This window comes from Chryseobacterium sp. KMC2 (genome assembly GCF_016756935.1).
GTDB lineage: Bacteria > Bacteroidota > Bacteroidia > Flavobacteriales > Weeksellaceae > Chryseobacterium > Chryseobacterium rhizosphaerae.
On sequence record NZ_JAESIT010000004.1, the window covers coordinates 177,427 to 201,842 of the forward strand.

The following is a 24,416-nucleotide window of genomic DNA, read 5'->3' on the forward strand; positions in this document are numbered from 1 at the left end:
TTGATTTGGAATAAAATTTGTAATTTCATCGTTAAAAAATGTTACATTTTGAAACAATGGGAAACATGGGGAAACAATATGAAACATTTTTGGGGAGAATTTAAACGTTATGGAAGTCAATAAAATTTGTCAATTCTGCGGAAATAGGTTTGTAGCTAAAAAGACTACAACAAAATGCTGTTCCGATGACTGTGCTAAGAAATTCTACAAAAAGAGAAAGCGTGATGAAAAGATTCAAGCAAGTGATAAGGATTTAGAAGTACAAATTAAAGGTTATGATATTGAAGAAATCCAAAAGAAAGATTACTTATCCATCAAAGAAGTTATGCTCTTACTTAATATTAGTAGAACATCAATTTATCGAATGTTAAAAGATGGTAGATTAAGCAAATTAGAAGGCTTTAAATCGGTTAGAATTAGGAAGGTTGACTTAGATATACCCTTTAGTCAAAAAGCCGAAAATAACGAAGGAAAACAATATAATTTACCGTATTTCTGCGATGATAATTATTACACGATTAACGAAGTCTTAGACACATTTAAAGTGAGTTCAGGTTCATTTTATCATTTATGCAAAAAACATAATATTCCGAAAATTCCAAAAGGTAAAAATGTTTATGTTCCCAAAAACTTAGTAAATACAATTTTCAATAATGAGTAAAAAAGTAACAGTGCTAAAAAAACTTGTAAAAGGTAATAAGAGTAATCTTTCACTAAATTTTTATCCTCCTGTTTTCAATCGAAAAACTGGAAAAAAGACTCGCTATGAAAAAACGAGTTATTTTATTTATAATGAATTTCAAAGCGAGACTGTGTACTATACAGATGCAAATGGGAAGAAACAGTCAAAAATTGAAATTTTAAAAGATAAAAATGGTAATCCTAAGAAATTAACATTGACTCCCGCTCAAAAACACCATAATAAGGAGACTAATGAGATGATTGAACTTTACAGAGCCAAGAGATTTAAAGAAATAATTAGTCCAGATATTTATACAGAAGCCGAGTTGAAAGGCTTAAAATTAACTGAAAATAAAAAGAAAATTTTTACAGAGTATTTTAAGGAAAAAGCAGAAAATGCCACAAAATCAGCGGGGGCATGGAGTGCTAGTTATGGATATTTTTCTAAATATTATGGTAATAAGCTTTTTAGTGATATTGATAAAGCGTTGATTGAAGATTTTAAAAATAGGCTACTTAATTCTTTTCAATTAAGAAGTAAAAAGCACAAGCTAAAACGAAATTCTGCAGCAAGTTATTTTATAAGATTTATACAGGTTTTAGAAATGGCTTATGAAGAAAATTATCTTTCTGAAAACTTCAAAGGTAGAATCTTATGGATAGAAGAGGAAGAAGTGATGAAGAATTTTCTAACAATTGATGAGTGCAAAATCCTATTTGCTACTGAGTTTCCCGATGAAGTTTTAAAAAAACATTGTGTTTTTGCCCTTTTAACAGGGTTGAGATATTCGGATATATCAAATCTAAAATGGGGTGATGTTGTTAGAAGACATGATACAGATTTTATAGATTTCAGGATGAAGAAAACCTCGGCATTCCAATATCATCCCATCTCCCAAGAAGCGATAAATCTTATGGGAGATAAACAAAACAGAACTGACTTTGTTTTCGAAAGAATTGCTTATCATTCGCTAAATGACAATTTACGAAAATGGCTTTTAAAAGCAGAAATTGAGAAGAAAGTAACATTTCATAATTTCAGAACTTCGTACGCTGTAGCACAATTAGAAGCAGGAGCAGATATTTATCTAATTTCAAAAATGCTGGGACATAAAAATGTTAGTACTACAGAGATTTATGCAAAAATTGTTGACAAACGAAAAATAAGCACTATTGATAATATTATTTTAGGACTATGATAGACTTTTTACCAATTCAAGATGAGGATTTTACATTTTCATCATTATTCCAAAATTATGAAGAAGGTCATACAGATGCAACTGATTTTGGTATGTATCCGTTTTTCAGGCTTAGATATTTCTTTTTGGATAGAGAAAGATTGCCAATAAGAACATTGAAAATTGATGAAGAAAAAATAGAGAGATTTGATATGTTTAAAAATATCTTTATGAGAGGAGATTATTTTTATCTTATTGCCTATCATTATTTTATTCATGTTAAAGAGTATGAATTTGAATATAAAGTTGAGGGTAAAATGCGCATTGAAGATAAAAACGGAGAATTAAAAATAGTATCTTTCTTTGAGCCACTGTATAATGCTTTAATAGAGGAGAAAGTTAAATCTCAGAAATTACTCCGACACGAATATATTGTTTCTAAAAATAAGTATCTATACATAAACAAGCTTACAGAAATACTTTTCAATGATTACTTCGATTTAGATGATGCAATTAGGAAAGAGAAAAATGTCTTTGCAAAATATGGAATGGCTGTTAAAGAGGTTTATTTAGAAGTGTTTAGAGACTTTTATTCAAATTTTGTAGATTATCTTACAACTGAAAATTTTGAAGCTTTAAAAAAGCTTGTTTATCCTTCTAAGAAAGAAGTTCAATCATTTAAGTTTGCACCGAGAAAAACCTATAAAAACTTAAAAGATATGGAAGCAAGAACCAAAATTGTTGAATCCATTAAACAAAATTTGATAGAAAAAGGATTTATTTCTGAGATAACCACTTTTGAACAAGTTTATGACCTTTTCGACAACAAAAGACGAGAATTACCAAAAATCCTTTGGGAGAAAGATATTACATCTTTAGCTACATTTTATAAAATAATGGAAGATGATAAAATTATTCAGGATGCAGAAGGAGAGCATTGGAAAATTTTGGCTGATTATTTTATTCTTAAAAATGATTCGGAGATTTCAAGAGAAGAACTTAAAAGCAAAAAGAAATCAACTAATTTTAAAATTTTAGCTGACCTTGAAAGCACATTTGACTTACTGAAAAAAATTATCGCATAATCTTCACTCCACCTTTGAAAAATTTTTCATTTTTTTTCATTTTTTCCGATAAAATTTGAGTTGATTAATCAGATGTTATTTTATTAATTGCATAATGTGTTTAAAATCAAATATTTAAAACTCCTATGGTGACGTGGGAGTTTTTTCATTTTTGGCACTATTGCTAAATTGTTGATGGGTGTTGTGTTATGGAAGTAAAACATAACACGACGAAATCCAGTCATAACGGAAATTTCGATTTAATAATCGAAAAATTGGTGCAGACAGAAGTAAAAAATTACTTAACTGCTTACGCAACAGAATTAGAAAAATTGAGTGAAATAGCTCTTTCAAAAGCTGTTTTAACAGTAAAAGATGTTGCAGAACTTCTCGATATGAACGAGCGAGTAATAGTTCAAAAGATTAATTCAGGATTAATTCCTGCATACAAATGCAAGATTACTAATAAGTTTCTTGTTTTAAAACGTGAGTTAATCAAGGAGATTGCTTCAGGAATTCAGTACAAATCAATTTCAATGATTGGTGCTGAAGTAAATCGTGGATTTGATAGTAGAAAATATGTTTAATCTTAATTCTTAGAGACATGATAGATTACATCAAAGCATATTTTCCTGATAAAAATGAAATTCTTGGAATAATGAAAGAAAATTACAATCTCGAAAAAATCAGCTATTCACGATTTGATAAAACTAAAAATGAAGCTGTTTTGTATGAAACATACAAAAAGGACTTTGAAAATATGGAACTAAAAATTACCAATCAAGGAGCATATATTCACAATTCACTACATCATTTTTATAATAAGTTTGTGCATAACATTGATGGGAATTATAATGATTTTAGTCGCTCGGCGATTGTAAATTCCATTGATTTTTTGGAGGAACAAATTAAATTTTCTCCTGAAAATCTACACCTTTCACAAAGTTTAGAATTTGGTTTGAATTTAAGATTGCCTTTTGATTTAGACCACTTTATTCTTAATGAATGTGTGCTTTACGATTTTTGTCCTGCATCAAAATTACCTCCACCCAATGATGAACAAGTGTATAAAGAATTTGAAAAAGGTAATTATAGATTGAAAATTTATCACAAAGGCAGACAACAATGTAATGGAGAGAATATTTTGAGAGTTGAAGTTAAGTTTTTAGATAAAAGAGAATTTAATAAAAATGGAATCTTTGTGTTAAGTGATTTGGAAGATAGGGATAATCTTATTTTCTTGTATGATAAGCTATACAATCTTGTGAAATTTAAGCTAATGTCCGTAGATGATATTGAAAACAGACAATTCACAAATTATAAGAAAAATAAGCTTTATAAATATTGTGCCCATAAATTTTGGTCAGAATTGGATGACGATAAATTCAAAATTGAATCAAAAAAAGTCTATCCATATTTTGATAAAAATAATTTATTGGAACATAAAAACATACTGTTAGACCTTATGGATAGTAAGTTTGGAGAGTTATTAGATAGTTAGTTTACGGACATTGTATAAGTTACCGTAACTGTTGTTACAACAAAAAAGTAGGAAATTATTTTCCTACTTTTATTTAAAGCCTAACAATATTAAAATTGTAATTTGTTGATAATTGAGTCTCTAAAGCACTATCTAAACTTGGTACACTAATAAATAGCCTATCCCTCGCTCTACTTACAGCAACATATCTTATTCTATGTTTTTCGTCATGTTGTAAGTTTGATTCAGTTATAAATTTGAGGTCATTTTCGTCAGTTAATATCAGTAGAACATTATCAAATTCGTCACCTTTTGCTTTGTGAATAGTTTTATGAAAACTTTTATCTTCTGGAATTTTAACACACAAATAGAACTGCTCAAAAGTATGATTTTCGTAATGAGTTTTTACTGCTCCTCTGGAAACTTTTACTAATGTAGTGTCAATATTATCCTTTATAAAGTTAGAAAACTCAAGTAAAGAATAGGTTTTATATGTTTCATAGTTCTCCATTAAAATTGAAATGTATTTTAATGCTTTTTTCCTTCCTTTTATTTTATCACTTTTAAAATTAAAATATTTTTCAAATGTGTTTAAGGCATCTTTAAATTTTGATTCTTTAGTATATGCAATAGCTTTTACACAAGTATAAATTAAATTAACTCTGTCTTTATTAGAATCATTATATCTAAGCTCTTCGAGCAAGTTATCGTTTATTCCTGTTCCATTTAATTCTGCCTTTAATGCATTTGAAGTTATATTCTTGTATGATAGAGTATATATGTCACCATCACAATCACTTTTACTTTGTTGAAGTGCGGAAACCATATCACCAACAAGTAAGGTAGGTGAATCTACAGTAATATTTCTATAATATTGTTGAGTGATATCGGTTCTTATTGAGTTTAAGAAGTCTATTATTTCGTTCGAACTCCTTCTATTATGTAGTAAAAAAAAGTTTTGTTGTGAAGGTAAATTAAAAGAATTGAATTGCTCGGAATCTGCTCCTTGAAATTCATAAATGGATTGAGCAACATCTCCAATAATTCCTATTTTAGATAAATTTGCCAACTCTTTTAATATTTCAACTTGAATCGGATTGCTATCCTGAAATTCATCAACCAAAATATAAGGAAATTTTGCAGAAATGACTGATGATACAAAAGGGAACTTTTTAATGATTTGATAACTTAGAAATAAAACATCGTCATGATGAATAACTCCTTTTTCCCACGCCATCTTTTTGTATTCCATATATGAATCATTTCTAATAGGATATCCACCTATCGTAAAAGGGTAATCGGTTTTTGCAACTAATTCGCCCTCATCATTGAATTTCCATTTCAAATTATTAAATGCTTTAATAATTATTTTATCATCATTCAGTCTTTGTTGCCTTGTACGAGCTTTCCAATTATTAAGGAAACTATAGTTTGATAATATTATATCATCATGACCATCAATCTGAGAGACATTTAAATCATAATCACTCGCAATAAATGAAGCATATGGTTTGAGAATATGATTATAAAGAAAACTATGAATAGTTGAAATTTCAACTTGCACAGACGCATTACCTAATCTTTTTAATATTGTTTCTGTAGCAATATTTGTGTAAGTAATACAAAGAATTTTTCTTGTTTTAGCTAATTTGTCAGAATTAGAAAGAATATTTTTTATGTGATTGACAATCCAATATGTTTTTCCTGCTCCTGGACCCGCTGAAACTTTAAAATGAGTATCAACGTTCGTCAATGATGTATCTGAATCTATTTCTATTACGGACATAACTTATTAATTGCTTTTTGTATATATTCAGGTATTATAAAATCTTGATATTCTGAAGTTCCTCTTTTTTCAAGATTATTTTTCAATTTTAGTGCTAGGTCTAAAGCGTTTTCGCCTTTTCCGACTGAATTTAAATAGCGAGAAGCAATTATTGACCTTTTCTTCTCATCGTCAGATAAAGTAGTTACATTATTAATACTTTCAATAATTCTATCATTTTCTTTGCTCTTTCTCAATTCCTCAATGAATTGTGCAATTGTTGAAGTACCATCATTATACAACCTCATCAATTCCTCTAATTCTTCTCGATTATCAATGAAATCTGTTAAGATTAGTTTTGAATTAGGATTATGATATGCAATCTCGTATTCTAAAGTCTTACCCTGAGCATCGTTTTGTGAATAGAAGGTTATGTTGGGATGGTTTCCCTCATTGTATGAACTATCAATACTATTTCTCTGATATTCGTAGGTAGTAGAGTCAATATCATATTCAAAAGGATAACATTTATTAAATCGAGCTCCCGTTATAGTTTTATTTCTTCTTTGGGGGTCTTTATCCGTTAAGCAAACAACTTGTTTTGAAATTGCAAATTCTTTATTAGTATCAAAGAGATATAAAAAATGGTCAAAATATCTTCCATTTATATTAATGATAGCTACATGATTATCTTCTAATGATTTATCAAGATATTTTGCAAAAATTGACATTAAAATTTGTTCTGCAAGTCCCTCAACAAATAAGACTTTTTGTGCAAAAAGCATATCTGATTTTGTTGCATCAAGAAATCTTTCAACATATTTTTTGCTATTTTCTTGTACTACTCCTGCTGCATCAACAAAAGTTTTAGAAGGATAACCAACGTTTGTTTGACTACCATCATTATGTAAGCAAATAATTTCATCTAGGTTTACAGCAGATGTAATATGTGTTGAATGGCTTGTAACAAATATTTGCCTTACTTTTCTTTTTCTTTTATTTTCATTTAAAAATTTTAGAAACTTATATTGCATTGCAGGATGCAAATGTGCTTCTGGTTCTTCTATTACTAATGTTGAAAAGACCTTTGCATTATTATCTAAATAATTGGGATCAGCATTGACTTGCATTTTTGCGAGTAGCAATGACATATAAATTAGATTATTATACCCTAAGCCATTATGTGTTGCAGGTATTTTTATTCCGCTTTCATATTCAACAATTAACTTTAAAACATTGTACATTTCTAATTCCGAAATTATTCCCTCAAAATCTGGTTTAGCATTGTTGAATGACGCTCCTGTATCATTGGCATAAGAAAGTATTTCTGTTTTACCAGATGCTATTCTAACATTTAAGTCATCTACTAAAACTTGTGCTTTATGAGAAAAATCAACTTTTCTAACCTTTATTTCTCCGTGTTTTTGTGCTGAATCTTTTGTCGAATCAATTTTAATATCATAATCCATAAAGAAATCAAAAACTTCCCTTAAAAGAGTATTTCTGCCTGTCAACATATCTCTTTCAACATCTCTTATAGCATCTAAAAATTGAAAATCAAATTTGTTCAATGATTCTGAATCTGCACTATTTTGATTAAGAACATCTCCTCCCCATATTTTATGAGTATAAAACCTCAAAAAATCATGCTTAATAGTTTTCCAACATTTGAAAATTGCGTCTGAAGCGTCATCAGGAATTTCGGCTAATCTTTCTTTATAACTTGTTATTTGTTTTTCGGGTAAAAAGAACTCATAAGTTAATGTAGCTTCGTAATTAACATCTAATTTTGTAAGCCAATTTGCTACAGTAACCAAATCATCTTCACTTTCAAAGCTACCTTTCTTGATTGTTACCTCAATACTGATTTTAGGGGGATTAGCTTTAAGCTCTGGTAACGTAATATTTTGATTAAAATCGTCAATATCTAATTTTTTTGACCTTTGATTGTCCAGTACTAAAGAAAGAGCTTTAATAAGATTAGACTTTCCTGAATTATTATGCCCAATAATAACGTTGATGCCATCATTGAATAATATAGTTTTCTCTTTGAAATTTCTAAAATTTTCAATTTTAATTTGTGATATAAACATTTTTAGGAATTAGTTTTTATTTTTTAACAATTTAAGAATTTTTGCAATCTCTGAATTATGGGAAACCATAAATATTACAAATTACTACTGCTTTTAAGTGAATACAAGAAAAAAACCTGTTATAAACAGGTTTTAAAGCATTAGCATTTTTCTTTTTTGAAGTACTTTTTCAGTGTATTGATTGTGAGTTTCAACCCTTTCATTAGGTAATAGGCACTTCCGATATACAAAATGAGATATACAAACAGTATCAAAATAAGTGATACATCATCCCAAATGCTGTACTGTTTAAATTCAAATGGTGGAGTACACGCTCTCTGAAACTGCAATATCATTTTGCATTGTTAAAAGGATTTTTTCCTTCGCGCATAAACACAGTTCCCATTTTTTGATATTGGATTGGTTGTCCTTTCACACAGGCTGTATAAATCCCACTACCGAATCCATTTTGCGCTCTGATTATAGTTACCTCTTTTTCATCAACACCGTTGTCAATGGCAACAAATTTCTTTAATCTGTTATTTTTGATTGGTTCTTTGAAATCTTTCGGCAAATCACATTCTTTAGCTGTTTGTGATTCTTTCGGTTTCTCTTCCTGTGCGAAATAAAAAGTTGGTAATGCGAACATTAAAGTAAAAATTAATTTTTTCATGTATTTAAAATTTTAAGATTATTCCAATTCGATTTTCATCATATATTTTAAGAATGTTTGCTCGTTCGGATATGTGAACGAAACAAGGCTTTTGAGAATTGTATTGAGAAAAATTCCCGCCGTCAACTTTGACAACAGTGTTTAGGATTCCGTCGCCCTGCTTTTGAGATTTGACAATAACGTAAGTTCCCGAATATGCGGAGTAGGGGTAAATTATAATTTCAAATCTGTCTTTGTAAACCTCAGCTGTTGCAATTTGAATCGGTTTAAAAGTTATTTCGTGTGTGAATTTGATTTTACTGTAATTAAAGACAAGTTTTTGTGTCACTGGGTTTCCTCTTTGATTTCTGACTTGTTCGTTAAGATTTCGGGTTTCATCTTCGGCTTTTCTTTCCTTTTTGCTTAAAAAATATCCAAATGCAATAAACGAAAGTAAGCCAACAATTCCCCAATTGATTTCAAGTTCGCCCCTATCATTGTTTGAACAAGATACTATAAAGACTGCCAAAAAAAAGACTGTAAATAATCGGCTCATATTAATAGCTGTTTCCTCGTAAGCGTTCAATTGTACCTGAAAATTCTGAACTACTTATATTGCCGTAGGTTTGAAAAGCTTCAAATAAAATGTTGTAGTCTTCCAATCTTCTGTCTTGAATTGCGCCAAGTAACTCATGCCCCATTACAATAAAATACTCTCGTTGATTCGGATTTAGGCTTCTTAAATCAATTCTTATTAAATGTTGCTCATAATTTGACATAGCAATGTCGTTCAACTCGAATATTGAAAGATACTTGGTAAGGATTTTTTGTTGATTTAATCTTTTTGTTGAATCTGTTGCATTGTCGGAAATTGATTTTACGACTGTTAGCATTGCCAATTTTTGCCTTTTGTTAAGGCTTCTTACGGTGTCTGTGGAAAATAAAATACCCATTTCTATTAAATTTTTATGATTGATTTTAAGCAATAAAAAAAGTGTGAGGAATTCACACTTCGTCAGAAAAGGTATTTGGCGTAACCCTACAAACAAAAGCAGAATCCCCACACCATAGGGTGGGTATCCACTATTTGCCTTTGTTTGTATTTTAAAATCGCCAAATTTTATTCTGCCAAAGCAAATAAGTCAACACTTATTTTATCGTCGATGTCTTCTAAAATAGCTAGTTAGCTTTTTAGATAAATTTTTTTATATCAATAATTAAACCGTTTTCAATATTTATAGTTTGCAAAAGTGCTAAAAAAATCAACACCATTTGACTGATTTTGAATTTTTCTTTAGAATGGATTGTCAAAATCTTTTTCAGGTTTCACTAATTCAGGATACAGTTCTCTAAAAATCCATTTAAAGCTATGGTCTGTTTTTTCAGGATTAGTATAATATTGATTCAGCTTATTTTGAAAAGTTTTTTTTCTATCAAGTAAAATTAATTTATCATATAATCCATAATGCTTGAAAGCTATTTCTATGTACTCCCAATACTTTGCATTTGAATAAAGGGTATTATTAGCGAATTTTATCCATTCATCATCCTTAAAGGCATATCCAATAATTCTGCCTTGCTTTGCTGATTCAATAATTCTGATTATGTTTTTAAACTGAAATAAATATCCTCTAAAACTCGAATTTTCAAAGTTTTTAGCGAAGTTAGAAAGCATAATCATATTTTCAGCTACTTCTGGAGTGTCTTTATAAAATTCAAACAAGTATTTTTCATCTCTGTCATTGATTTTATATCCACGCTTAATAATAAGTTCAAATATTAAGTCTTTGTTCTTCAAATCTTTTCTTTTGAAAAGAATATCTAATACTGTATTTCCTTCTGGGTCTACAATATTAATATCATAAACAAAATCATAATTTTCATAAATAAATTTTAGGAAATTGAAACTTTCATTATCTGCCAACTTTAACCAACGTTGAAGTGCAAATTTAGAATCAATTGATAATTTTTTATTTAATTGGTCAAGTTCTTCATAATCAAAACTAAAAAGTTTATTTTTTATTGCGCTGAAATTTTTTAATACACTATTCTTGGTTTCATTAATTTCACTACAGATAGCATCGACTTTCCATTTAATCTGCTGTAAGCGTTTCTTCTTTTCTTCTTCATTTTTTCGCTTCTGTTCTTCAATCCTATTCTTTCTTTGAACTTCTTCAATAAGAAATTTTTCTTTTCCAAAATCATAGAAAAATACTTCATTATTAGCATTATCAAAATATAGATAATCTAATCCTATTCTGACAGTATTCCATGTATCATAAAATTCATTTATGGATGATAAATGAGTAGATTTATATTTACATTCAAGATACAGACTGTCTGAACTTTCATCGAATTTAAAATAATTTTGATGGGTTGATAGATATTTGATGTCTTTTGCCATTTGGGAAGTACCTTCTAATATGTTTAAATCATCTAATACCCATATTAAATAAATTTCCTTTTTTTTGTAAAAATCATATCTACTTAAAATATATTTCTGAGAAAGTTGTGAAAGTTGAATCTCAAAAACAATTTTTTTATCTAAAAACTCACAATAAACGTCGGGTCTTCTTTTGTCGTAACCATCATAAATAAAATGGTCATCTACTCTTACATTTTTAACATCTTTTGTTGTTAAAAGCTTTTCACCGATAGAATTTTTTAAATAAATATGTCTTTCCGACTCTTTAGTGTGACTAATTTGAGAAAAAATATCTTTTTCTTCTTGCGAAAGACTCTCTTTTAAAATACAAGGTATTTCCGAATCAGTATGCTTAAAATGAATATTATGATATTTACTCGAAGAAATGATTAATTTCTCGCCACATTCAACACAATAGGGCTTAATCTCCTTGCGGTTGTATTGTGTTCTATACTCAAAGCCAACCTGTCTATCGTTGAAGATTTCGTCAGCACTTAAATATTTTCCTGTGATTTTGTCTTTGGCAAATTTTATACTTCTTGAATTAGTCATAACTTCTTATTGAGTTTTCAAGTTTTTGTTTCATAGGATGATACGTGAAATTATAATCAATTAATTCTTTTTCACTCTCTAGTTTTTTTGCGAAATCTAAAAACTCAGTAATAAATTCTGACGGATACTCGGAGAGTTTTTGTTTCAGTTTGTCAGATTCAAGATAATCAATAAGACCTTGAATTGAACCAAATAATCCAATTGGCGAGTTGTTTGATATCCCTACTTTAAAATTATTTTTATCTTCTCCATACCAGTCTTGTGGCATAACTATACGCACTAAGTAATCATCCAAATATCTTGGCATAATTTCATCTAAAAATTTCTCCTTATTTGGCTCAATAAATTTTGTGTAACTAGTGTAATTTCTTGAGTCTGCTTTTCTCCAATCTCTTATGAAACACAGACCATAGCAATCCCAAAAAACAGAATCTATGGACTCTATTTGTTTAATATTACAATTGAAACAAAACACTAAGTATTCTATGATTTCTTCCTTCGTAAAAGGTATTTTCAAAGAATCACTTGTGCCGTAATAATTGTATATATTTTTTAAGTAATCGACTTCAAAGTCATAATAAATCTTTTCTTGATAAAATACTGACTTTAGAAATTGTTTTAATTCATTTTCGTTACTATAATCAAATGTTGTAACCAATTTATTATTATAGTTACTCATGGTTTCGTAAAGAAATTTCTCATCTATACCAAAATATCTTTGCCTTCCGTTCGAATCTAAATTAGCAATGTAAAATAATATTTTTATTAAGTTCTCGTATTGACTTTTTGTAGCTATATCTTCAAAAATGTTCAATTTATATATAAACAGCATTAAATCAACTAGTTTGTCTTCAGATTTCGCTTTATTAACAATTTCTGTCATTTTTGAAAAATCTGAAATGATGAAAATTAAAAAATCCTCTTTCAGAAAATTTGTATCACTAATTTCATCATTGAAATATTTATAATAGTTTTGACCATAAGCTAAAGAAAGTGATGTAGTAGTTCCCTTTATGTAATTATCTTTGAAGATTCTATTACAGATTACCGTAATATCTATAATATCAGAACTGCTATAAACTCCCATTTTTTCAATTGTATCTTTCAGTACTGATTTATTAAATGATTTGTTGAGAGAAAAAGGTAAGCTCTTCGTGTCACTCTCTTTTTCTCTCAATTTATAATTATTGAACTTTTCTTGTCCATTATAGCCATCGTTCCCTCGATTATCAATAAACTGTTGTTTATCAAACAATAATCTATAAACATCATAGTATGAGAATTTTAAGAGTTTTACTAACATGAAGTCTTTCAAATCAACTTCATTTTCTATTCCTTCTATACTTATTCGGAGCTCATTTAAGTATCTCTTAGCATTTCTGATATTCTTAATAGAAGCAAAAACATTTCCTTGGTAGTAATCTAAGTGTAAGTTGATATCAGAAAATGCTTCATTTATCTCATCCTGCTTTGTTGGCAGAAATTCTATAAATCTTACTTTAATGTATTTATTAATGTCTTTTTGTGTTATTGGAGCTAATGGAAATTCTTTCAAAAATATTTTTTCACAATATTTTTCAGGATTTGGGATTTGATTATTTTTAAGTGCTTCATTAATATATTCTTTGTCATATCCTACAATGTAGTTGAAAACATCAAATGATGCGGTGTTTCTTATTAATTTTAGAACTTCAAATACCTCATTAGGCTGTAGTCTGTCTAAATCATCAAAAAAAACAATAACCTTTTTATTCAACCTATTTAAAAGCTTATTTAGACTATCAAACTCGTCCGAAAGACTATTTTCGGGCAATAAATTAACGGTATTTAAAAGAGTTTCAGTGGTAGTATTTTTGTTTACTGATAAAACGTTACTTGCGTATTTTTTTAGTTCTTTAGAAATGTCAAAACTATGAGGCGCGATTTCTTTTTCAACGGTATTAAAAAAGTCTTGAATAATTGATTTGACTGAAATATTAAGCCAACTATTAAATTGTACGATTATAAATCTTTTGTCTTCCTTTAAATTTTCTTCAATTAAATTCATGAATGAAGACTTTCCATCACCCCATTTACCTACAATTCCAATAGCAATTGAACTTTTTGATTTGTTATTTTTTACCAATCTGGCAATTTGAATTGCCTTTGTTTTCCTTCCTAAAATATCATTATCACTTTTGTCAATAGGGTTATCATCATAAAATTTATCATTTTGATTATTATTAGTTGGCTTTGGTAAAGCAAGTGTTAAAGCAACAGGAATTAAACAAATGATATATATAAAGTCAAAATATTTTAGAACTTCGAAATGTTTGAAGGGAATCAAAGAATCACAATAATTTAATCTAATTATTGTATAAGCAATGATGCCAATGACTGGATAAATCAGTTTTTCGGATTTTACAAAAAATCCTTTTTTTATTTTCGATATAGTCCAGATTATAGAGAAGATAAAAAGCAAAATAATAATACCGTCCATCAATATTGAATTGTCTGCTTTTACTAAAAATTTATCAACAATAAATTCTTGATAGAGGGAGGTTAGAAAATGGTTAAAGGCTACAAAAAAAACTAATAAAATAATTAAGGTTTTATGCTTTTCGATATACTTCATCTGATGCTTTTTACAAATATATTTATAAATCTCAACAATATCTATCAATATAGAAGGTATCTAAGCAAAAGTACCCCACCATAGGGCAAGTTTTTGGTACTACCCCCACCTGTAGAAAGTCGGGTAAAAGTTTTTGGGAGGTGTAAAAACCTGAACACTTTTTCTGAACATTTTTAGACTGTAACCCAAAGTTAGAACGGGTTTGAGAGAATTTTGTACAGGTTTAAAATATTTCTTCTGTTTCATTCAAAAGTACCCTAAAATTCACACATTTGGCATAGTTTTCGAGTAATAAAAACCAACAAAAAACCCCATCAATACTACTAATATTGAATGGGGAAGTGTAAAAAATTCTAACGCTAATTAAAACCTATCTACAATGACAAAGTTACAAAATTGTTTGGAGGACTTCCAAATCTATGTCGGTACTTACGGCAAGTACAATTCAGGGAGTATTTATGGCTCATGGCTGAAACTATCAGATTATTCAAACTATGACGAGCTTTTAGAAGCTATGCTAGAACTACACAAAGACGAACAAGATCCCGAATTTATGTTTCAGGACTACGAATGTAATCAGTTCTTTATCAAACAAAAGCTAATCGGCGAATGTCATCTTTCAGCAGATATTTACGAAATAGCCGAACAAATTGACAATTCAGATTATGATTTCGAGGTTATAGAAGCCTATGCGGAATGCATGAGTTATTATCATGAGGAAGTAAGCGACCTGTTAGAGAGGCTTTCAGACTCTTATTATGGCGAGTACAGTTCGGATGAAGATTTTGCGCAGTGTACTTTAGAACAGGACGGCTCAATACCTGAAAACCTGCCTTTTTACATTTATATTGATTGGGAAGCAACCGCCAGACATTTGATGTATGATTATATGAGTTCTAACGGGTATTATTTCAGAAACTAATTACAACAATAATCTTTGCACCTTGCTTAGATACAGGGTACTTTATAACATTTTATAATTATGAAAGCAAGATATATAAGAGTTTCCACAGGAGCGCAGAACACGGCAAGACAGGAAGAGAGACAAGCGCAAGGCGAAAGAGTATTTACTGATATTGTTAGCGGTTCCACGCCCTTCAAGGATAGAGAACAAGGAAAAGAACTTATAAAGGCTATTGAAGGGGGCGAAATTAATTACGTCTCGGTAAGTTCTATTGACAGGCTCGGAAGAAACCTATATGACATTCTTACTACTTTGGAATTTTTCAAAGAAAAAGGTGTTATTCTTAAAGTAGATAATCTCGGAATAGAAAGTCTTATCAAAGGAAAAGAAAATCAGGCATTCAAACTCATAATTTCTGTTATGGCAAACATAGCCGAAATGGAACGAGAAACCATTTTAGAACGACAGCGTGAGGGAATTGCGCTTGCAAAGGCGAAAGGGATCTACAAAGGACGTGAGAAAGGTTCTACGGAAAGTATAGAAGACTTCCTTTTCAAATATAAAGAGGTGATTAAGAGCCTAAAGAAAGGAAATTCAATCCGAGACACTGCAAAAATTTGCTCAGTCAGCATTGGAACTGTTCAGAAAGTCAAAAATAATGTATAATGGGAAATAAATAATTAAAGAGCCACAAAGGCTCTTTAATTCAGAATTTATACAATCTCTTTACCAATTATTTCAATTGGATAGTCAGGGTAACCATCTACAAACAGTTGCATATAAATCTTATTATTTTCTTTCTTAATATTAAATTTATAAATGTTTGTTGACTCAAAATTCTCCTTTTCATAGAAAGACATCAATTCACTATCTTTAATTGCAATTTTACATTTGAAATTATGTATTTCTGGCTCAAAGCTAAGGTTATCAGAAATGAATATATTATAATTACTAATAATCTTTATAAAGACTTTTTGGGCGTCCTCTAAAGATTTATAATAAATAAATTTTTCAGGACTTGGGATTTTAACAAGACATTCGTATAGCTCTTCCATAAAATATTATGATTTTTTTGGAGGTGGTTTTAAAAATGTTGGCGCTGATGGAGTTTTTCTACCATTTTGCGCTTTTCCCATATCTTGTTTAATATCTGTTTTCCCCGTTGGAACTTGTGGTTTATGTGGTAATTTGTCTTTCATGTTAGTTCTTTTTTGGTGCTACTATTTTGGGTGGTGTTGAAATAGTTCTTCCTTTTTCTTCTGTTAGTGGTTTAGGAGGATTCTGTGGTTGTGGTTTTTTATCGCTCATAGTAAAAAAATTTAAAGTGAAAAATAATAAAATACTTATAATACCAGTTATTAGGCTTACTATAGAAATTCTGTTTAAAATATCAATTTTTTTATTTCCATTTTCAAGACTTTCTGTAAACTCATCTTCAAAAATACAATTAGGCTCTTGGTTTATTTTATCTATTATCTTTTCAGACTCAGTTATAGATTTTTTGTGAGATAATAAATTTGAAAACAAAGTTGCTACGAAACAAAAAAGTCCAATCACAAAAAAATATTTGAACGCAATAATATCTATCAACTCTATGATTTTCTCAATAGCCATTAGTGAGACAATTAAACCTCCGCTTCCTAATAAATAGATAGACTTTTCAAAATCGTCTTGACTCTTACCACGGGTCGATTCAACAGATTCTTTATATTGTAGAATAGCTTGTAGCTTTTCCTTTTCAAAATCTTGAATTTTTTTGTTATTTCTACTTTGGTTAGCCATAAATTGTAATTAACCCATATTTAGCTTATTGAAAAAATAGAGTTTATGTTTTAAGTTTTTGTAAAAATAATGATTTTGCTAAAAATAATCAACTTCAATATGTTGAATGTTAGTAACTCAATAGAATATAAAACAAAAATAGGGTGGAGCACCTAATAAAAACGTAACTGATATTTTAGATAAGTCTGAATTGTACAAAAAAGGTCTGAATTAGAACTTAGTAACGAATCTTTTGTTTATTATTCTATATACCTAAAATGGTATTTTTACCATGATGAAATTCTTGCGAATATTTTAAGTAAATATTGTCATGGGGAATTTGAAGAACAGCTTTATTTGATTCTATATTGCTACTATTTATTTTAAATAATTGATAATCAGTATTAACTACTTTTGTATCGGAAAGTAGACGTACAAAATAGAACAAACTAAAACAAACCAACAGTCTGACTATCAACTAATTACAAAACAATTGATTTTGTAATGGTTTTTCGGATGTTGGTTTGTTTTGTTAAAATTTGCCCCCTATTTGCCCCCCAAACCATAAATATTTTATTTTTTTTAACCAGGGAGAGATTATGTCACTTAAGGTATCTTATTGAACCTTAATGCTACTAAACGTACCTTATTGTATCTTAAGTGTGTTTGATCTCCCACAAATAAAATATTATGAGTTCAAATATTAAAATCAAGAAGATCTGCGAGTTTTGTGGGACGGAATTCATCGCTAGAACTACAGTAACAAAATACTGTGGTGATATCTGTGCTAAACGAGCCTACAAAGCAAAAGTCAGAGAGGAGAAAATTAAAGCAAGCCAAGCGGAAACTGAAAAACCGGATAAAACCATCAATCGTATCGAAAGGGATAAAGGATACTTTAATATAAAAACCCTTGATTATTTAACTGTAAAAGAAGCTGCTGCATTATTGAAATGTGACAAAAGAACTATTTATAGAATGGTCATTAGTGGAAGAATTCCTTCTGCAAATTTGTCCATCAGAAGGATACGAATATTGAAAAAAGATATAGATGGATTATTCGAGATCCGGCCCTCTGTAGCTAATAATACTCCAACTGAAAATTCAGAAAATCTTGAATGGACACCATTAAAAGATTGTTTTACAATTGGGCAAATTCAAAAAGAATACAGTATTTCGGAAACTTCTTTAAAAAGTCTTATAGCAAGACATAACATCCCCAAATTCCAAAAGGGAAAATTTGTATATGTCCCTAAAGTAAAGATCGAACACTTGCTGAAGAGAATTTTACTGGGCAAATACAGTGGTTAATAATTTATAGAGACTGAATTTGGCACTTCTAGGCCAAATAGAACCTTCCGCAACCATTAAGGTTGAAGAAGACTATCCACTATTTAATATTAACACTAGAATCAGATATTATGTCAAAAGTTACTTTAAGGAAAAAACCTATTTCGGGAAATAGACAATCCTTATATCTGGAAATATACCCACCAATTTATAATCCAGATACTGGAATAATGCAGAGAAAGCAATATTTAAAATTATATATATACAATCGTCCAAAAAACGAAACAGAAAAAGATTTAAACAAAGAAACCCTCGCTTTAGCTGAGTATGTAAGGGCTCAACGTCAGATCGAACTACAGAGCAAAAGATTTGATTTTACATCCGATGCTAAAATGAAATCGAATTTCTTAGATTTCTTCAGAGATGAAGCTGCCAAACGAGGTAACTGCTTTAATTGGGTTATGTCAGTTCGATATTTTATCTCATTTGCAGGATCTAACGTTCCTCACATTGAACTAAATGAAACTTTATGTGAAGAATATGCGGATTATCTTTTATCATGCCCCTCTATTGGAAGAAAAAAAAAAGGAATAAAAAAAAATACAGCAGTTGCTTACTATAGTCGATTCAGATTAACATTAAAAGAAGCCTTTAAAAAACATTTCTTACCAACCGATTTAGGTTCAATAATAGAAAGTATTAAGCCTCAGGAAACTCATCGACCGTTTTTATTTTTAGAAGAATTAGAAATCCTTGCTTTAGCCGATTGCCCCAACCCTATTGTAAAAAAAGCAGGACTGTTTTCTGCCATGACAGGGTTTAGGTATTCGGATATTGAAAAGCTTCTGTGGAATGAAATTCATGGTACTGAAGGGAACTATTACATAATTTATAATCAAGAGAAAACAGAAAGTGCGGAATATTATCCTGTTTCAGATCAGGTGATCTAATTATTAGGTACCCGTGGTAAGCCAGATTCCAAGGTCTTTGAGGGATTAAAATATGACCATGTTGTATCAGCTTTAAAAAAATGGCTAATCAATGCTGAAATAACTAAGCATTTTACATTTCATGGCTTCAGACACACATTTGCAACTTTACAAATCGCAGCTGGGACAGATATTTATACCGTTTCAAAACTCCTAGGTCATAAGGATATAAAAACTACACAAATTTATGCTAAGATTAAGGGCAGATATTGTACCTTCCCTCACGCAATAGAGCTGTTGAACAAAAAGTATGAGGACGTATTTACCATATTGACCTCATATCCAGAATTGGAAAACTATATGTCCCCCTTTATGGATGCATGGCTTGGTGGCGCACAGGACCAGTTACAAGGGCAGATTGCTTCTGCTAAAATCCCATTGTCTCGAATGATCTCTCCACAATTGTACTGGGTTATGTCGGGAGATGATTTCACTTTAGATCTTAATAACCCGAAGGAACCAAAAATACTATGTGTTGGCAACAACCCGGATCGGCAAAATATTTATTCTGCAGCTTTAGGATTGTATAACTCACGAATTATTAAACTAATTTCCAAAAAAGATCAACTAAAATGTTCCATTATCATTGATGAGTTACCAACAATATATATACGTGGTTTAGACTATATTTCTTATGCACGTTCACTGAAAATCTCGTCTCTCTTTGGTATTCAGGACTACTCGCAGCTGACGAGAGATTACGGTGATAAAGAAAGTAAAGTAATACAAAATTTAGTAGGTAATATAATTAGTGGTTTGGTCGTCGGAGAGACCGCAAAGACACTTTCTGATCGCTTTGGAAAAGTTTTGCAGAAAAGACAAAGTATGACCATCAACCGAAATGATAAATCTACATCCATTTCAACACAGCTTGACAGTTTGATTCCAGCGTCAAAGATTAGTACCTTGACCCAAGGAATGTTTGTAGGATCAGTTGCGGACAACTTCGATGAGCGCATCGAACAGAAGATATTTCATGCCCAGATTGTCGTGGACAATGAAAAGGTCGCAGCAGAGACAAAATCGTATCAAAAAATCCCCGAAATCACATCTTTTATTGATGAAAATGGAAATGATAATATGCAACAAGTTATTGAAAGGAATTATAGGCAAATTAAATTAGATATTAATGGAATTATTGAACAAGAATTGGATCGAATCAACAATGACCCAGATTTAGCTCACCTGCACAAAAAAAAATAGTGCTTTACTAAAAAAGAGCAGTTTTAGTCTGATACCTAAGCTGTTTCCTGTTAATGCCTTATTTTTATATTTACGTCAGTTTAAATTATTTAGTAAAGGATTAGATTTAGTATAAGAAATTTGTTTCACTAGCTGACATTTATATATGGTTATCAGGATAAAAGAAGTACAGACTCTAAAAATATTGGTATTTTCAGGCCTTCCACAAGAATCATTTAGATTAAAAATTTTCCCTTATCTTCTTATCCAGAAAAAGGAGGAAGAACTTAAGACATTAGAAATGAAAATTAACAATATAAAAACTGAATTAGAGGGTAATTCAGTTAAAGGCCTTATTGTTAAAGAGACTGATTTTTTGGGGATTTCAAAAAGCTAAAATAGAAAAGGCTTATTAAATAATTGTATTAAATCAAACTTTTAATAAGTACCCATCCATATTGTTATCACCTGAATAAGAATAAAAAGTCGTAACAGCTACCAGATATATGGCTATGAAAAAAAATTAGATAATGGCAGCCGTTAGACTTACGAGAATTAAAATATGAAAATTTAGCTTGATTTAAACCTGTCTACATGGTATTCTCATTCAATGATTGGACATAATCATACCTAATGAATACTTATATTCGACTGTACATATTGTCCTTACCAAGCAAGTTACCATAATAAAACTTGAGAGCTACCAGCAAATCTTTAAACACACTAACAATAAATTATGGTGGTAGCTTCTCAGTTTTATACTTTTCAAATTTAATACTGAATTCTTTTTTGCACTTGATCAAATTATTCAACAAGTTGATTAAATTACAACTAATTGAAATAATGCATTTTACGCGGCAATTTTTGACGTATTACCCTATACTTTGGTAGCAGCTTAAAGAGAGGATAGTTGATTCTCAAAAGGCAAACCGGCAGGTTATTAACGCAGATCTACCTGCTGAGGATGGTACAATGCGGATCAATGCGACGCGGATCAGTACGAAAGCTTTTCTCCTTTCCAACCAGTAGTTCGAAGAAATTGTTCCCAGGTGAGCGTGGGGGGATTTTCTTGTCTGCTCCATTTCAGGTCACGGTCTTTTCTAAAATAGCCGTATTCAACAGCATACTCCGCCATTCCCAGAAGCTCACGTACCAAAGTCTCATTTAAAACGAATTCAGGGAAATGGTGAAGTAGTTCCTCTCGCGTATAAGCAGAACTATATTCCGCTTTTTTTCCCGTAACCCTGACAAATGTGTCGACAATTTCCCGAGGTGAGATCATCTCTCCGATTACAGGCAACGACTTACCCGCATACTTGTCTGGATTTGAAAAAATTGTCAGAACGGCGGGCCCCGTCGCAGTAAGTGGATCAACAAATGGCGCACGGAAATCCTTTGGCAAATAAATCGGAAATACAAGGGTATCACCTTTAATCTTAGGCGTATAGAATTCCAACAGATTGGTATAAAAGAAGGACATGTAAATAAATGAACTTGTGATAGGGAGTGTCCGAATATACTCCTCAACTTTAGCCTTGTCTGTAAAATGAGGAGCAAATTTTTTACCCATCGAAATTTTATCTACATTTTCTAAACTGCTGAATACAATATGCCGCACCCCTGCTTCAACTGCTGCATCTGCTAATTGTTTTCCCAATTCCATTTCGTGGGTTGCAGGCGGAGCAATGTTCGGTGTCATCATAAAAACACCATCTGAACCCCGAAAAGCCTTTATAAAATCTTCTTTATATCCGAGGTCGAGGGGTAGCTCCACAAGTTCAAGCCCCTGCTTAGCCAAATTCATCGCTTCTGCTGAATTAATACGTCGGGTAATCCCCCGTACCCGGTAACGTCCACTTTCCAACAATGTTCGGGCAACACTTAAACCCTGCTTACCCAATACCCCAACAACAGTGATGAGGGGCTTGTAGCCATGTACATTCTCTTTTAAGTCTGTTCTCATTCTTTTTCTATTTAATAAATTCAAATACTATAATTATTATAGTTGCAAAACTAATTTTAGTATATTACTTTTGCAATAACTATCAAAATAGATAGGCCCAAAAAGCTTGAGATATGAAAACGGAATGTATTGGTGATTTTGTAAAATTGAATGGGAAAGCTTATCCCTGTACAGTAAGTCTAACAATGGATTTGGTAGGTGGAAAGTGGAAAGCAGTCATCCTCTATCACCTAAAGGACGAACCCAAAAGATATAACAAACTTCGCAAAGAAATACCCTCTGTCACCGAAATGACTTTGAGTCTACAGTTAAAGCAATTAGAAAAAGATGGTCTTGTTTTCAGAAAAGTATATGGCAAAAAACCGCCTATTAAAGTTGTGTATAGCCTCACCGATTTCGGTAGCAGCTTTGTCCCTGTTTTAGAAGCCATTACTAAATGGGGCAATGAAATTGTCAATGAAAAAGGAGAATTCGTTTCCGCAGAATAAAATGTATATTAAGTTCTACTGTAAGGGAGTGTAACACCAACTGTGTCATAGGATTAAAATTTAAAAACCTCTTTCGAGTTTGAGCCTATCCCCAAATCTAATATAAAGTTGGGATATGGTCAAGCCCCAGTTATGCATTGGCATCGTCCATTTTTTTTGCGATATCCTTTATGATCAGATACATCAATTTCATTAGCGCCTGTTCGGAGTTGAAGGCTCCTTTAGACTTAATGATTTTTCGTATCTGACGGTGCATTCCCACATTCTTTAAAATTTTCTCTTTATTTAATACTGGATTAATAAAGGAAATAGAAAATCATTTATAATGTTTAATTAAAATAAAATCATTATGATTATTTTTAAGCCAGAGAGTATCTTTATTATAATTAACTACTTTGTAAACAAAATTAGGATCACTGATACTTAAATAAAATCTTTGATTTTTATAATCCCATTCTCTTTTTTCATTAGAATGTAAATCCAGATACTCAACTCCTAAACTATTTTCCGCAAAAGATTGGTACAATAAATAGGTTTTATTATTTTGAAAAACATAATTTTGACCAAGATAATTCGTTTTGTCTTTATCAATTATTTTCAAACTCCAAAAAGTATTTTTACTGGTAATATTATTTAATAAAATAGTTTCATTTTTCTTATTACAAGAAATTAATGTAAATGTTATTAATGATAAAAATAAGATATTCTTCATAATATATTAGTCTGTAGGTTCATTTAATTTTTTAGGAGGGAAAAATACAGTTTGATCTTTATAATCTACCCTCCAGCCCATTCCTGGAGTGATGTTTGGTGCTATATTCCAACCAGCATTATTATTTTTATTAAAATTATTAATCAAACCATCTATTTCACCATCCTTATTAGATTTAGCTGAATATATGTGATTAATTAAAGAACCAACCATTCCCACTTGAAAATCATAAGACGTTTTAGAAAAAGAACTATCTGTCATCTGATTTACATACACATTACTATGAGTTAAATTAAATCCTCCTGCGTTGAGCATGAAATCCATCTTAGGCTGTCCTGTTATTGAAGAGGCCCTTCCTACAGCAAAATTTCCAACATCTCTGGCTGAAACATATACGCCTTCTGCTATTTGTGAACCGGCGTATAACCCGTTTCCATTTTGTGTTTTATAATCATACTTATTACCATTACCTCCATTCCAAGCATAACTCATCCTTGCAAAAAAGCCTCCTTTGAATTTATTATCATTAGACATTACTTTGCTGAAATTTGCCAACCAATCTCTTGCTTGATAAGATCCAAAATTTATTTTACCTGCTTCCTAACCACTTCCATCAAATTCTGTAAAGGAATTCCAAACAAGTG

At 30.5% G+C, this 24,416-nt stretch carries 25 protein-coding genes and 2 pseudogenes; 13 read left to right on the forward strand and 14 right to left on the reverse strand.

What is annotated here, in order from left to right:
• The first annotated feature begins 109 nt into the window (after positions 1–109).
• From JML65_RS06480 to JML65_RS06500, 5 genes are all read left to right on the forward strand, one after another.
• Positions 110–661: a helix-turn-helix domain-containing protein gene (locus JML65_RS06480; protein WP_202270259.1), complete on the forward strand. Its 552-nt coding sequence runs from the start codon at positions 110–112 to the stop codon at positions 659–661.
• Positions 654–1,880, forward strand: coding sequence for a tyrosine-type recombinase/integrase (locus JML65_RS06485; protein WP_202270260.1), 1,227 nt, complete (start codon positions 654–656; stop codon positions 1,878–1,880). Before JML65_RS06480 ends, JML65_RS06485 begins: the two co-directional genes overlap by 8 nt.
• Positions 1,877–2,944: a hypothetical protein gene (locus tag JML65_RS06490; protein ID WP_202270261.1), complete on the forward strand. Its 1,068-nt coding sequence runs from the start codon at positions 1,877–1,879 to the stop codon at positions 2,942–2,944. Before JML65_RS06485 ends, JML65_RS06490 begins: the two co-directional genes overlap by 4 nt.
• A gap of 257 nt (positions 2,945–3,201) precedes the next feature.
• Positions 3,202–3,510 carry a helix-turn-helix domain-containing protein gene (locus tag JML65_RS23975; protein ID WP_202270262.1) on the forward strand — a complete coding sequence of 103 codons (309 nt, stop codon included), beginning with the start codon at positions 3,202–3,204 and terminating at the stop codon, positions 3,508–3,510.
• A 17-nt stretch (positions 3,511–3,527) separates the two neighbouring features.
• Positions 3,528–4,424: a hypothetical protein gene (locus JML65_RS06500; RefSeq protein WP_202270263.1), complete on the forward strand. Its 897-nt coding sequence runs from the start codon at positions 3,528–3,530 to the stop codon at positions 4,422–4,424.
• A gap of 73 nt (positions 4,425–4,497) precedes the next feature.
• Here the strand turns inward: JML65_RS06500 and JML65_RS06505 are convergent, their stop codons facing one another.
• From JML65_RS06505 to JML65_RS06535, 7 genes are all read right to left on the reverse strand, one after another.
• On the reverse strand, positions 4,498–6,189 hold the full coding sequence (locus tag JML65_RS06505; protein WP_202270264.1) for a UvrD-helicase domain-containing protein: 1,692 nt from the start codon (positions 6,187–6,189) through the stop codon (positions 4,498–4,500).
• The gene (locus tag JML65_RS06510) at positions 6,180–8,261 is read right to left on the reverse strand and encodes an ATP-dependent nuclease (RefSeq protein WP_202270265.1); all 2,082 of its coding nucleotides are present in this window, start codon (positions 8,259–8,261) and stop codon (positions 6,180–6,182) included. The genes JML65_RS06505 and JML65_RS06510 overlap by 10 nt, the downstream gene beginning before the upstream one ends.
• Positions 8,262–8,592: 331 nt before the next feature.
• The gene (locus JML65_RS06515; protein ID WP_202270266.1) at positions 8,593–8,913 is read right to left on the reverse strand and encodes a hypothetical protein; all 321 of its coding nucleotides are present in this window, start codon (positions 8,911–8,913) and stop codon (positions 8,593–8,595) included.
• Between the two features lie 4 nt (positions 8,914–8,917).
• Complete coding sequence (locus tag JML65_RS06520) at positions 8,918–9,448, reverse strand: hypothetical protein (RefSeq protein WP_202270267.1); 531 nt, start codon at positions 9,446–9,448, stop codon at positions 8,918–8,920.
• 1 nt (position 9,449) lies between these two features.
• Complete coding sequence (locus JML65_RS06525; protein ID WP_202270268.1) at positions 9,450–9,845, reverse strand: hypothetical protein; 396 nt, start codon at positions 9,843–9,845, stop codon at positions 9,450–9,452.
• Positions 9,846–10,186: 341 nt separating this feature from the next.
• On the reverse strand, positions 10,187–11,869 hold the full coding sequence (locus tag JML65_RS06530; protein ID WP_202270269.1) for a DUF6035 family protein: 1,683 nt from the start codon (positions 11,867–11,869) through the stop codon (positions 10,187–10,189).
• Positions 11,862–14,483, reverse strand: coding sequence for a P-loop NTPase fold protein (locus JML65_RS06535; protein ID WP_202270270.1), 2,622 nt, complete (start codon positions 14,481–14,483; stop codon positions 11,862–11,864). The genes JML65_RS06530 and JML65_RS06535 overlap by 8 nt, the downstream gene beginning before the upstream one ends.
• Before the next feature lie 379 nt (positions 14,484–14,862).
• Between JML65_RS06535 and JML65_RS06540 the strand changes: the two genes are divergently transcribed.
• Positions 14,863–15,405 carry an antirestriction protein ArdA gene (locus tag JML65_RS06540; RefSeq protein WP_202270271.1) on the forward strand — a complete coding sequence of 181 codons (543 nt, stop codon included), beginning with the start codon at positions 14,863–14,865 and terminating at the stop codon, positions 15,403–15,405.
• A gap of 60 nt (positions 15,406–15,465) precedes the next feature.
• Complete coding sequence (locus JML65_RS06545) at positions 15,466–16,053, forward strand: recombinase family protein (protein WP_202270272.1); 588 nt, start codon at positions 15,466–15,468, stop codon at positions 16,051–16,053.
• A gap of 47 nt (positions 16,054–16,100) precedes the next feature.
• Here JML65_RS06545 and JML65_RS06550 read toward each other — a convergent pair whose 3' ends face one another.
• From JML65_RS06550 to JML65_RS06560, 3 genes are read right to left on the reverse strand one after another with little or no spacing between them, the layout of a single operon-like run.
• Positions 16,101–16,442, reverse strand: coding sequence for a hypothetical protein (locus JML65_RS06550; RefSeq protein ID WP_202270273.1), 342 nt, complete (start codon positions 16,440–16,442; stop codon positions 16,101–16,103).
• A gap of 6 nt (positions 16,443–16,448) precedes the next feature.
• The gene (locus JML65_RS06555; RefSeq protein WP_202270274.1) at positions 16,449–16,586 is read right to left on the reverse strand and encodes a hypothetical protein; all 138 of its coding nucleotides are present in this window, start codon (positions 16,584–16,586) and stop codon (positions 16,449–16,451) included.
• Position 16,587: 1 nt separating this feature from the next.
• A complete protein-coding gene (locus tag JML65_RS06560; RefSeq protein ID WP_202270275.1) occupies positions 16,588–17,169 on the reverse strand; it encodes a hypothetical protein in 582 nt (193 codons plus the stop codon).
• Positions 17,170–17,838: 669 nt separating this feature from the next.
• On the opposite strand from JML65_RS06560, the gene JML65_RS06565 reads away from it, so the two are divergent.
• The 5 genes and pseudogenes from JML65_RS06565 (at position 17,839) to JML65_RS06585 (ending at position 21,006) form a co-directional block, all read left to right on the forward strand.
• Positions 17,839–18,459 carry a helix-turn-helix domain-containing protein gene (locus tag JML65_RS06565; RefSeq protein ID WP_202270276.1) on the forward strand — a complete coding sequence of 207 codons (621 nt, stop codon included), beginning with the start codon at positions 17,839–17,841 and terminating at the stop codon, positions 18,457–18,459.
• 110 nt (positions 18,460–18,569) lie between these two features.
• On the forward strand, positions 18,570–19,388 hold the full coding sequence (locus JML65_RS06570) for a phage integrase SAM-like domain-containing protein (protein ID WP_202270277.1): 819 nt from the start codon (positions 18,570–18,572) through the stop codon (positions 19,386–19,388).
• 63 nt (positions 19,389–19,451) lie between these two features.
• Positions 19,452–19,610, forward strand: a pseudogene (locus JML65_RS24095) (tyrosine-type recombinase/integrase); the annotation flags it as partial.
• Between the two features lie 3 nt (positions 19,611–19,613).
• Positions 19,614–20,630 (forward strand): annotated as a pseudogene (locus JML65_RS06580) (TraM recognition domain-containing protein); the annotation flags it as partial.
• A gap of 145 nt (positions 20,631–20,775) precedes the next feature.
• The gene (locus tag JML65_RS06585; protein WP_202270278.1) at positions 20,776–21,006 is read left to right on the forward strand and encodes a hypothetical protein; all 231 of its coding nucleotides are present in this window, start codon (positions 20,776–20,778) and stop codon (positions 21,004–21,006) included.
• Between the two features lie 597 nt (positions 21,007–21,603).
• On the opposite strand, the gene JML65_RS06590 is transcribed toward JML65_RS06585, so the two are convergent.
• Entirely contained in the window at positions 21,604–22,572 is a 969-nt protein-coding gene (locus JML65_RS06590; protein ID WP_202270279.1) for an NmrA/HSCARG family protein, read from the reverse strand.
• A 113-nt stretch (positions 22,573–22,685) separates the two neighbouring features.
• Here JML65_RS06590 and JML65_RS06595 point away from each other — a divergent pair, with 113 nt between their 5' ends.
• Positions 22,686–23,060, forward strand: coding sequence for a winged helix-turn-helix transcriptional regulator (locus JML65_RS06595; RefSeq protein WP_202270280.1), 375 nt, complete (start codon positions 22,686–22,688; stop codon positions 23,058–23,060).
• 130 nt (positions 23,061–23,190) lie between these two features.
• On the opposite strand, the gene JML65_RS23980 is transcribed toward JML65_RS06595, so the two are convergent.
• The 3 genes from JML65_RS23980 to JML65_RS06605 are packed head-to-tail and all read right to left on the reverse strand — an operon-like array spanning position 23,191 to position 24,306.
• Positions 23,191–23,316, reverse strand: a complete 126-nt coding sequence (locus JML65_RS23980) for a hypothetical protein (RefSeq protein WP_262896489.1) — start codon at positions 23,314–23,316, stop codon at positions 23,191–23,193.
• Positions 23,317–23,376: 60 nt separating this feature from the next.
• Entirely contained in the window at positions 23,377–23,772 is a 396-nt protein-coding gene (locus tag JML65_RS06600) for a hypothetical protein (protein WP_202270281.1), read from the reverse strand.
• A 6-nt stretch (positions 23,773–23,778) separates the two neighbouring features.
• Positions 23,779–24,306 carry a hypothetical protein gene (locus JML65_RS06605; protein ID WP_202270282.1) on the reverse strand — a complete coding sequence of 176 codons (528 nt, stop codon included), beginning with the start codon at positions 24,304–24,306 and terminating at the stop codon, positions 23,779–23,781.
• Between the last annotated feature and the right edge of the window lie 110 nt (positions 24,307–24,416).

What these genes read in the sequence shown, in the direction of transcription:
- JML65_RS06540 (WP_202270271.1), top strand. Translation starts at nt 14,863, where the DNA reads ATGACAAAGTTACAAAATTGTTTGGAGGACTTCCAAATCTATGTCGGT.
- JML65_RS06600 (WP_202270281.1), bottom strand. Translation starts at nt 23,772, where the DNA reads ATGAAGAATATCTTATTTTTATCATTAATAACATTTACATTAATTTCT.
- JML65_RS06480 (WP_202270259.1), top strand. Translation starts at nt 110, where the DNA reads ATGGAAGTCAATAAAATTTGTCAATTCTGCGGAAATAGGTTTGTAGCT.
- JML65_RS23980 (WP_262896489.1), bottom strand. Translation starts at nt 23,316, where the DNA reads ATGCACCGTCAGATACGAAAAATCATTAAGTCTAAAGGAGCCTTCAAC.
- JML65_RS06510 (WP_202270265.1), bottom strand. Translation starts at nt 8,261, where the DNA reads ATGTTTATATCACAAATTAAAATTGAAAATTTTAGAAATTTCAAAGAG.
- JML65_RS06530 (WP_202270269.1), bottom strand. Translation starts at nt 11,869, where the DNA reads ATGACTAATTCAAGAAGTATAAAATTTGCCAAAGACAAAATCACAGGA.
- JML65_RS06590 (WP_202270279.1), bottom strand. Translation starts at nt 22,572, where the DNA reads ATGAGAACAGACTTAAAAGAGAATGTACATGGCTACAAGCCCCTCATC.
- JML65_RS06545 (WP_202270272.1), top strand. Translation starts at nt 15,466, where the DNA reads ATGAAAGCAAGATATATAAGAGTTTCCACAGGAGCGCAGAACACGGCA.
- JML65_RS06520 (WP_202270267.1), bottom strand. Translation starts at nt 9,448, where the DNA reads ATGAGCCGATTATTTACAGTCTTTTTTTTGGCAGTCTTTATAGTATCT.
- JML65_RS06605 (WP_202270282.1), bottom strand. Translation starts at nt 24,306, where the DNA reads ATGTCTAATGATAATAAATTCAAAGGAGGCTTTTTTGCAAGGATGAGT.
- JML65_RS06515 (WP_202270266.1), bottom strand. Translation starts at nt 8,913, where the DNA reads ATGAAAAAATTAATTTTTACTTTAATGTTCGCATTACCAACTTTTTAT.
- JML65_RS06555 (WP_202270274.1), bottom strand. Translation starts at nt 16,586, where the DNA reads ATGAAAGACAAATTACCACATAAACCACAAGTTCCAACGGGGAAAACA.
- JML65_RS06500 (WP_202270263.1), top strand. Translation starts at nt 3,528, where the DNA reads ATGATAGATTACATCAAAGCATATTTTCCTGATAAAAATGAAATTCTT.
- JML65_RS06550 (WP_202270273.1), bottom strand. Translation starts at nt 16,442, where the DNA reads ATGGAAGAGCTATACGAATGTCTTGTTAAAATCCCAAGTCCTGAAAAA.
- JML65_RS06570 (WP_202270277.1), top strand. Translation starts at nt 18,570, where the DNA reads ATGTCAAAAGTTACTTTAAGGAAAAAACCTATTTCGGGAAATAGACAA.
- JML65_RS06490 (WP_202270261.1), top strand. Translation starts at nt 1,877, where the DNA reads ATGATAGACTTTTTACCAATTCAAGATGAGGATTTTACATTTTCATCA.
- JML65_RS06485 (WP_202270260.1), top strand. Translation starts at nt 654, where the DNA reads ATGAGTAAAAAAGTAACAGTGCTAAAAAAACTTGTAAAAGGTAATAAG.
- JML65_RS06565 (WP_202270276.1), top strand. Translation starts at nt 17,839, where the DNA reads ATGAGTTCAAATATTAAAATCAAGAAGATCTGCGAGTTTTGTGGGACG.
- JML65_RS06560 (WP_202270275.1), bottom strand. Translation starts at nt 17,169, where the DNA reads ATGGCTAACCAAAGTAGAAATAACAAAAAAATTCAAGATTTTGAAAAG.
- JML65_RS06535 (WP_202270270.1), bottom strand. Translation starts at nt 14,483, where the DNA reads ATGAAGTATATCGAAAAGCATAAAACCTTAATTATTTTATTAGTTTTT.
- JML65_RS06525 (WP_202270268.1), bottom strand. Translation starts at nt 9,845, where the DNA reads ATGGGTATTTTATTTTCCACAGACACCGTAAGAAGCCTTAACAAAAGG.
- JML65_RS06595 (WP_202270280.1), top strand. Translation starts at nt 22,686, where the DNA reads ATGAAAACGGAATGTATTGGTGATTTTGTAAAATTGAATGGGAAAGCT.
- JML65_RS06585 (WP_202270278.1), top strand. Translation starts at nt 20,776, where the DNA reads ATGGTTATCAGGATAAAAGAAGTACAGACTCTAAAAATATTGGTATTT.
- JML65_RS06505 (WP_202270264.1), bottom strand. Translation starts at nt 6,189, where the DNA reads ATGTCCGTAATAGAAATAGATTCAGATACATCATTGACGAACGTTGAT.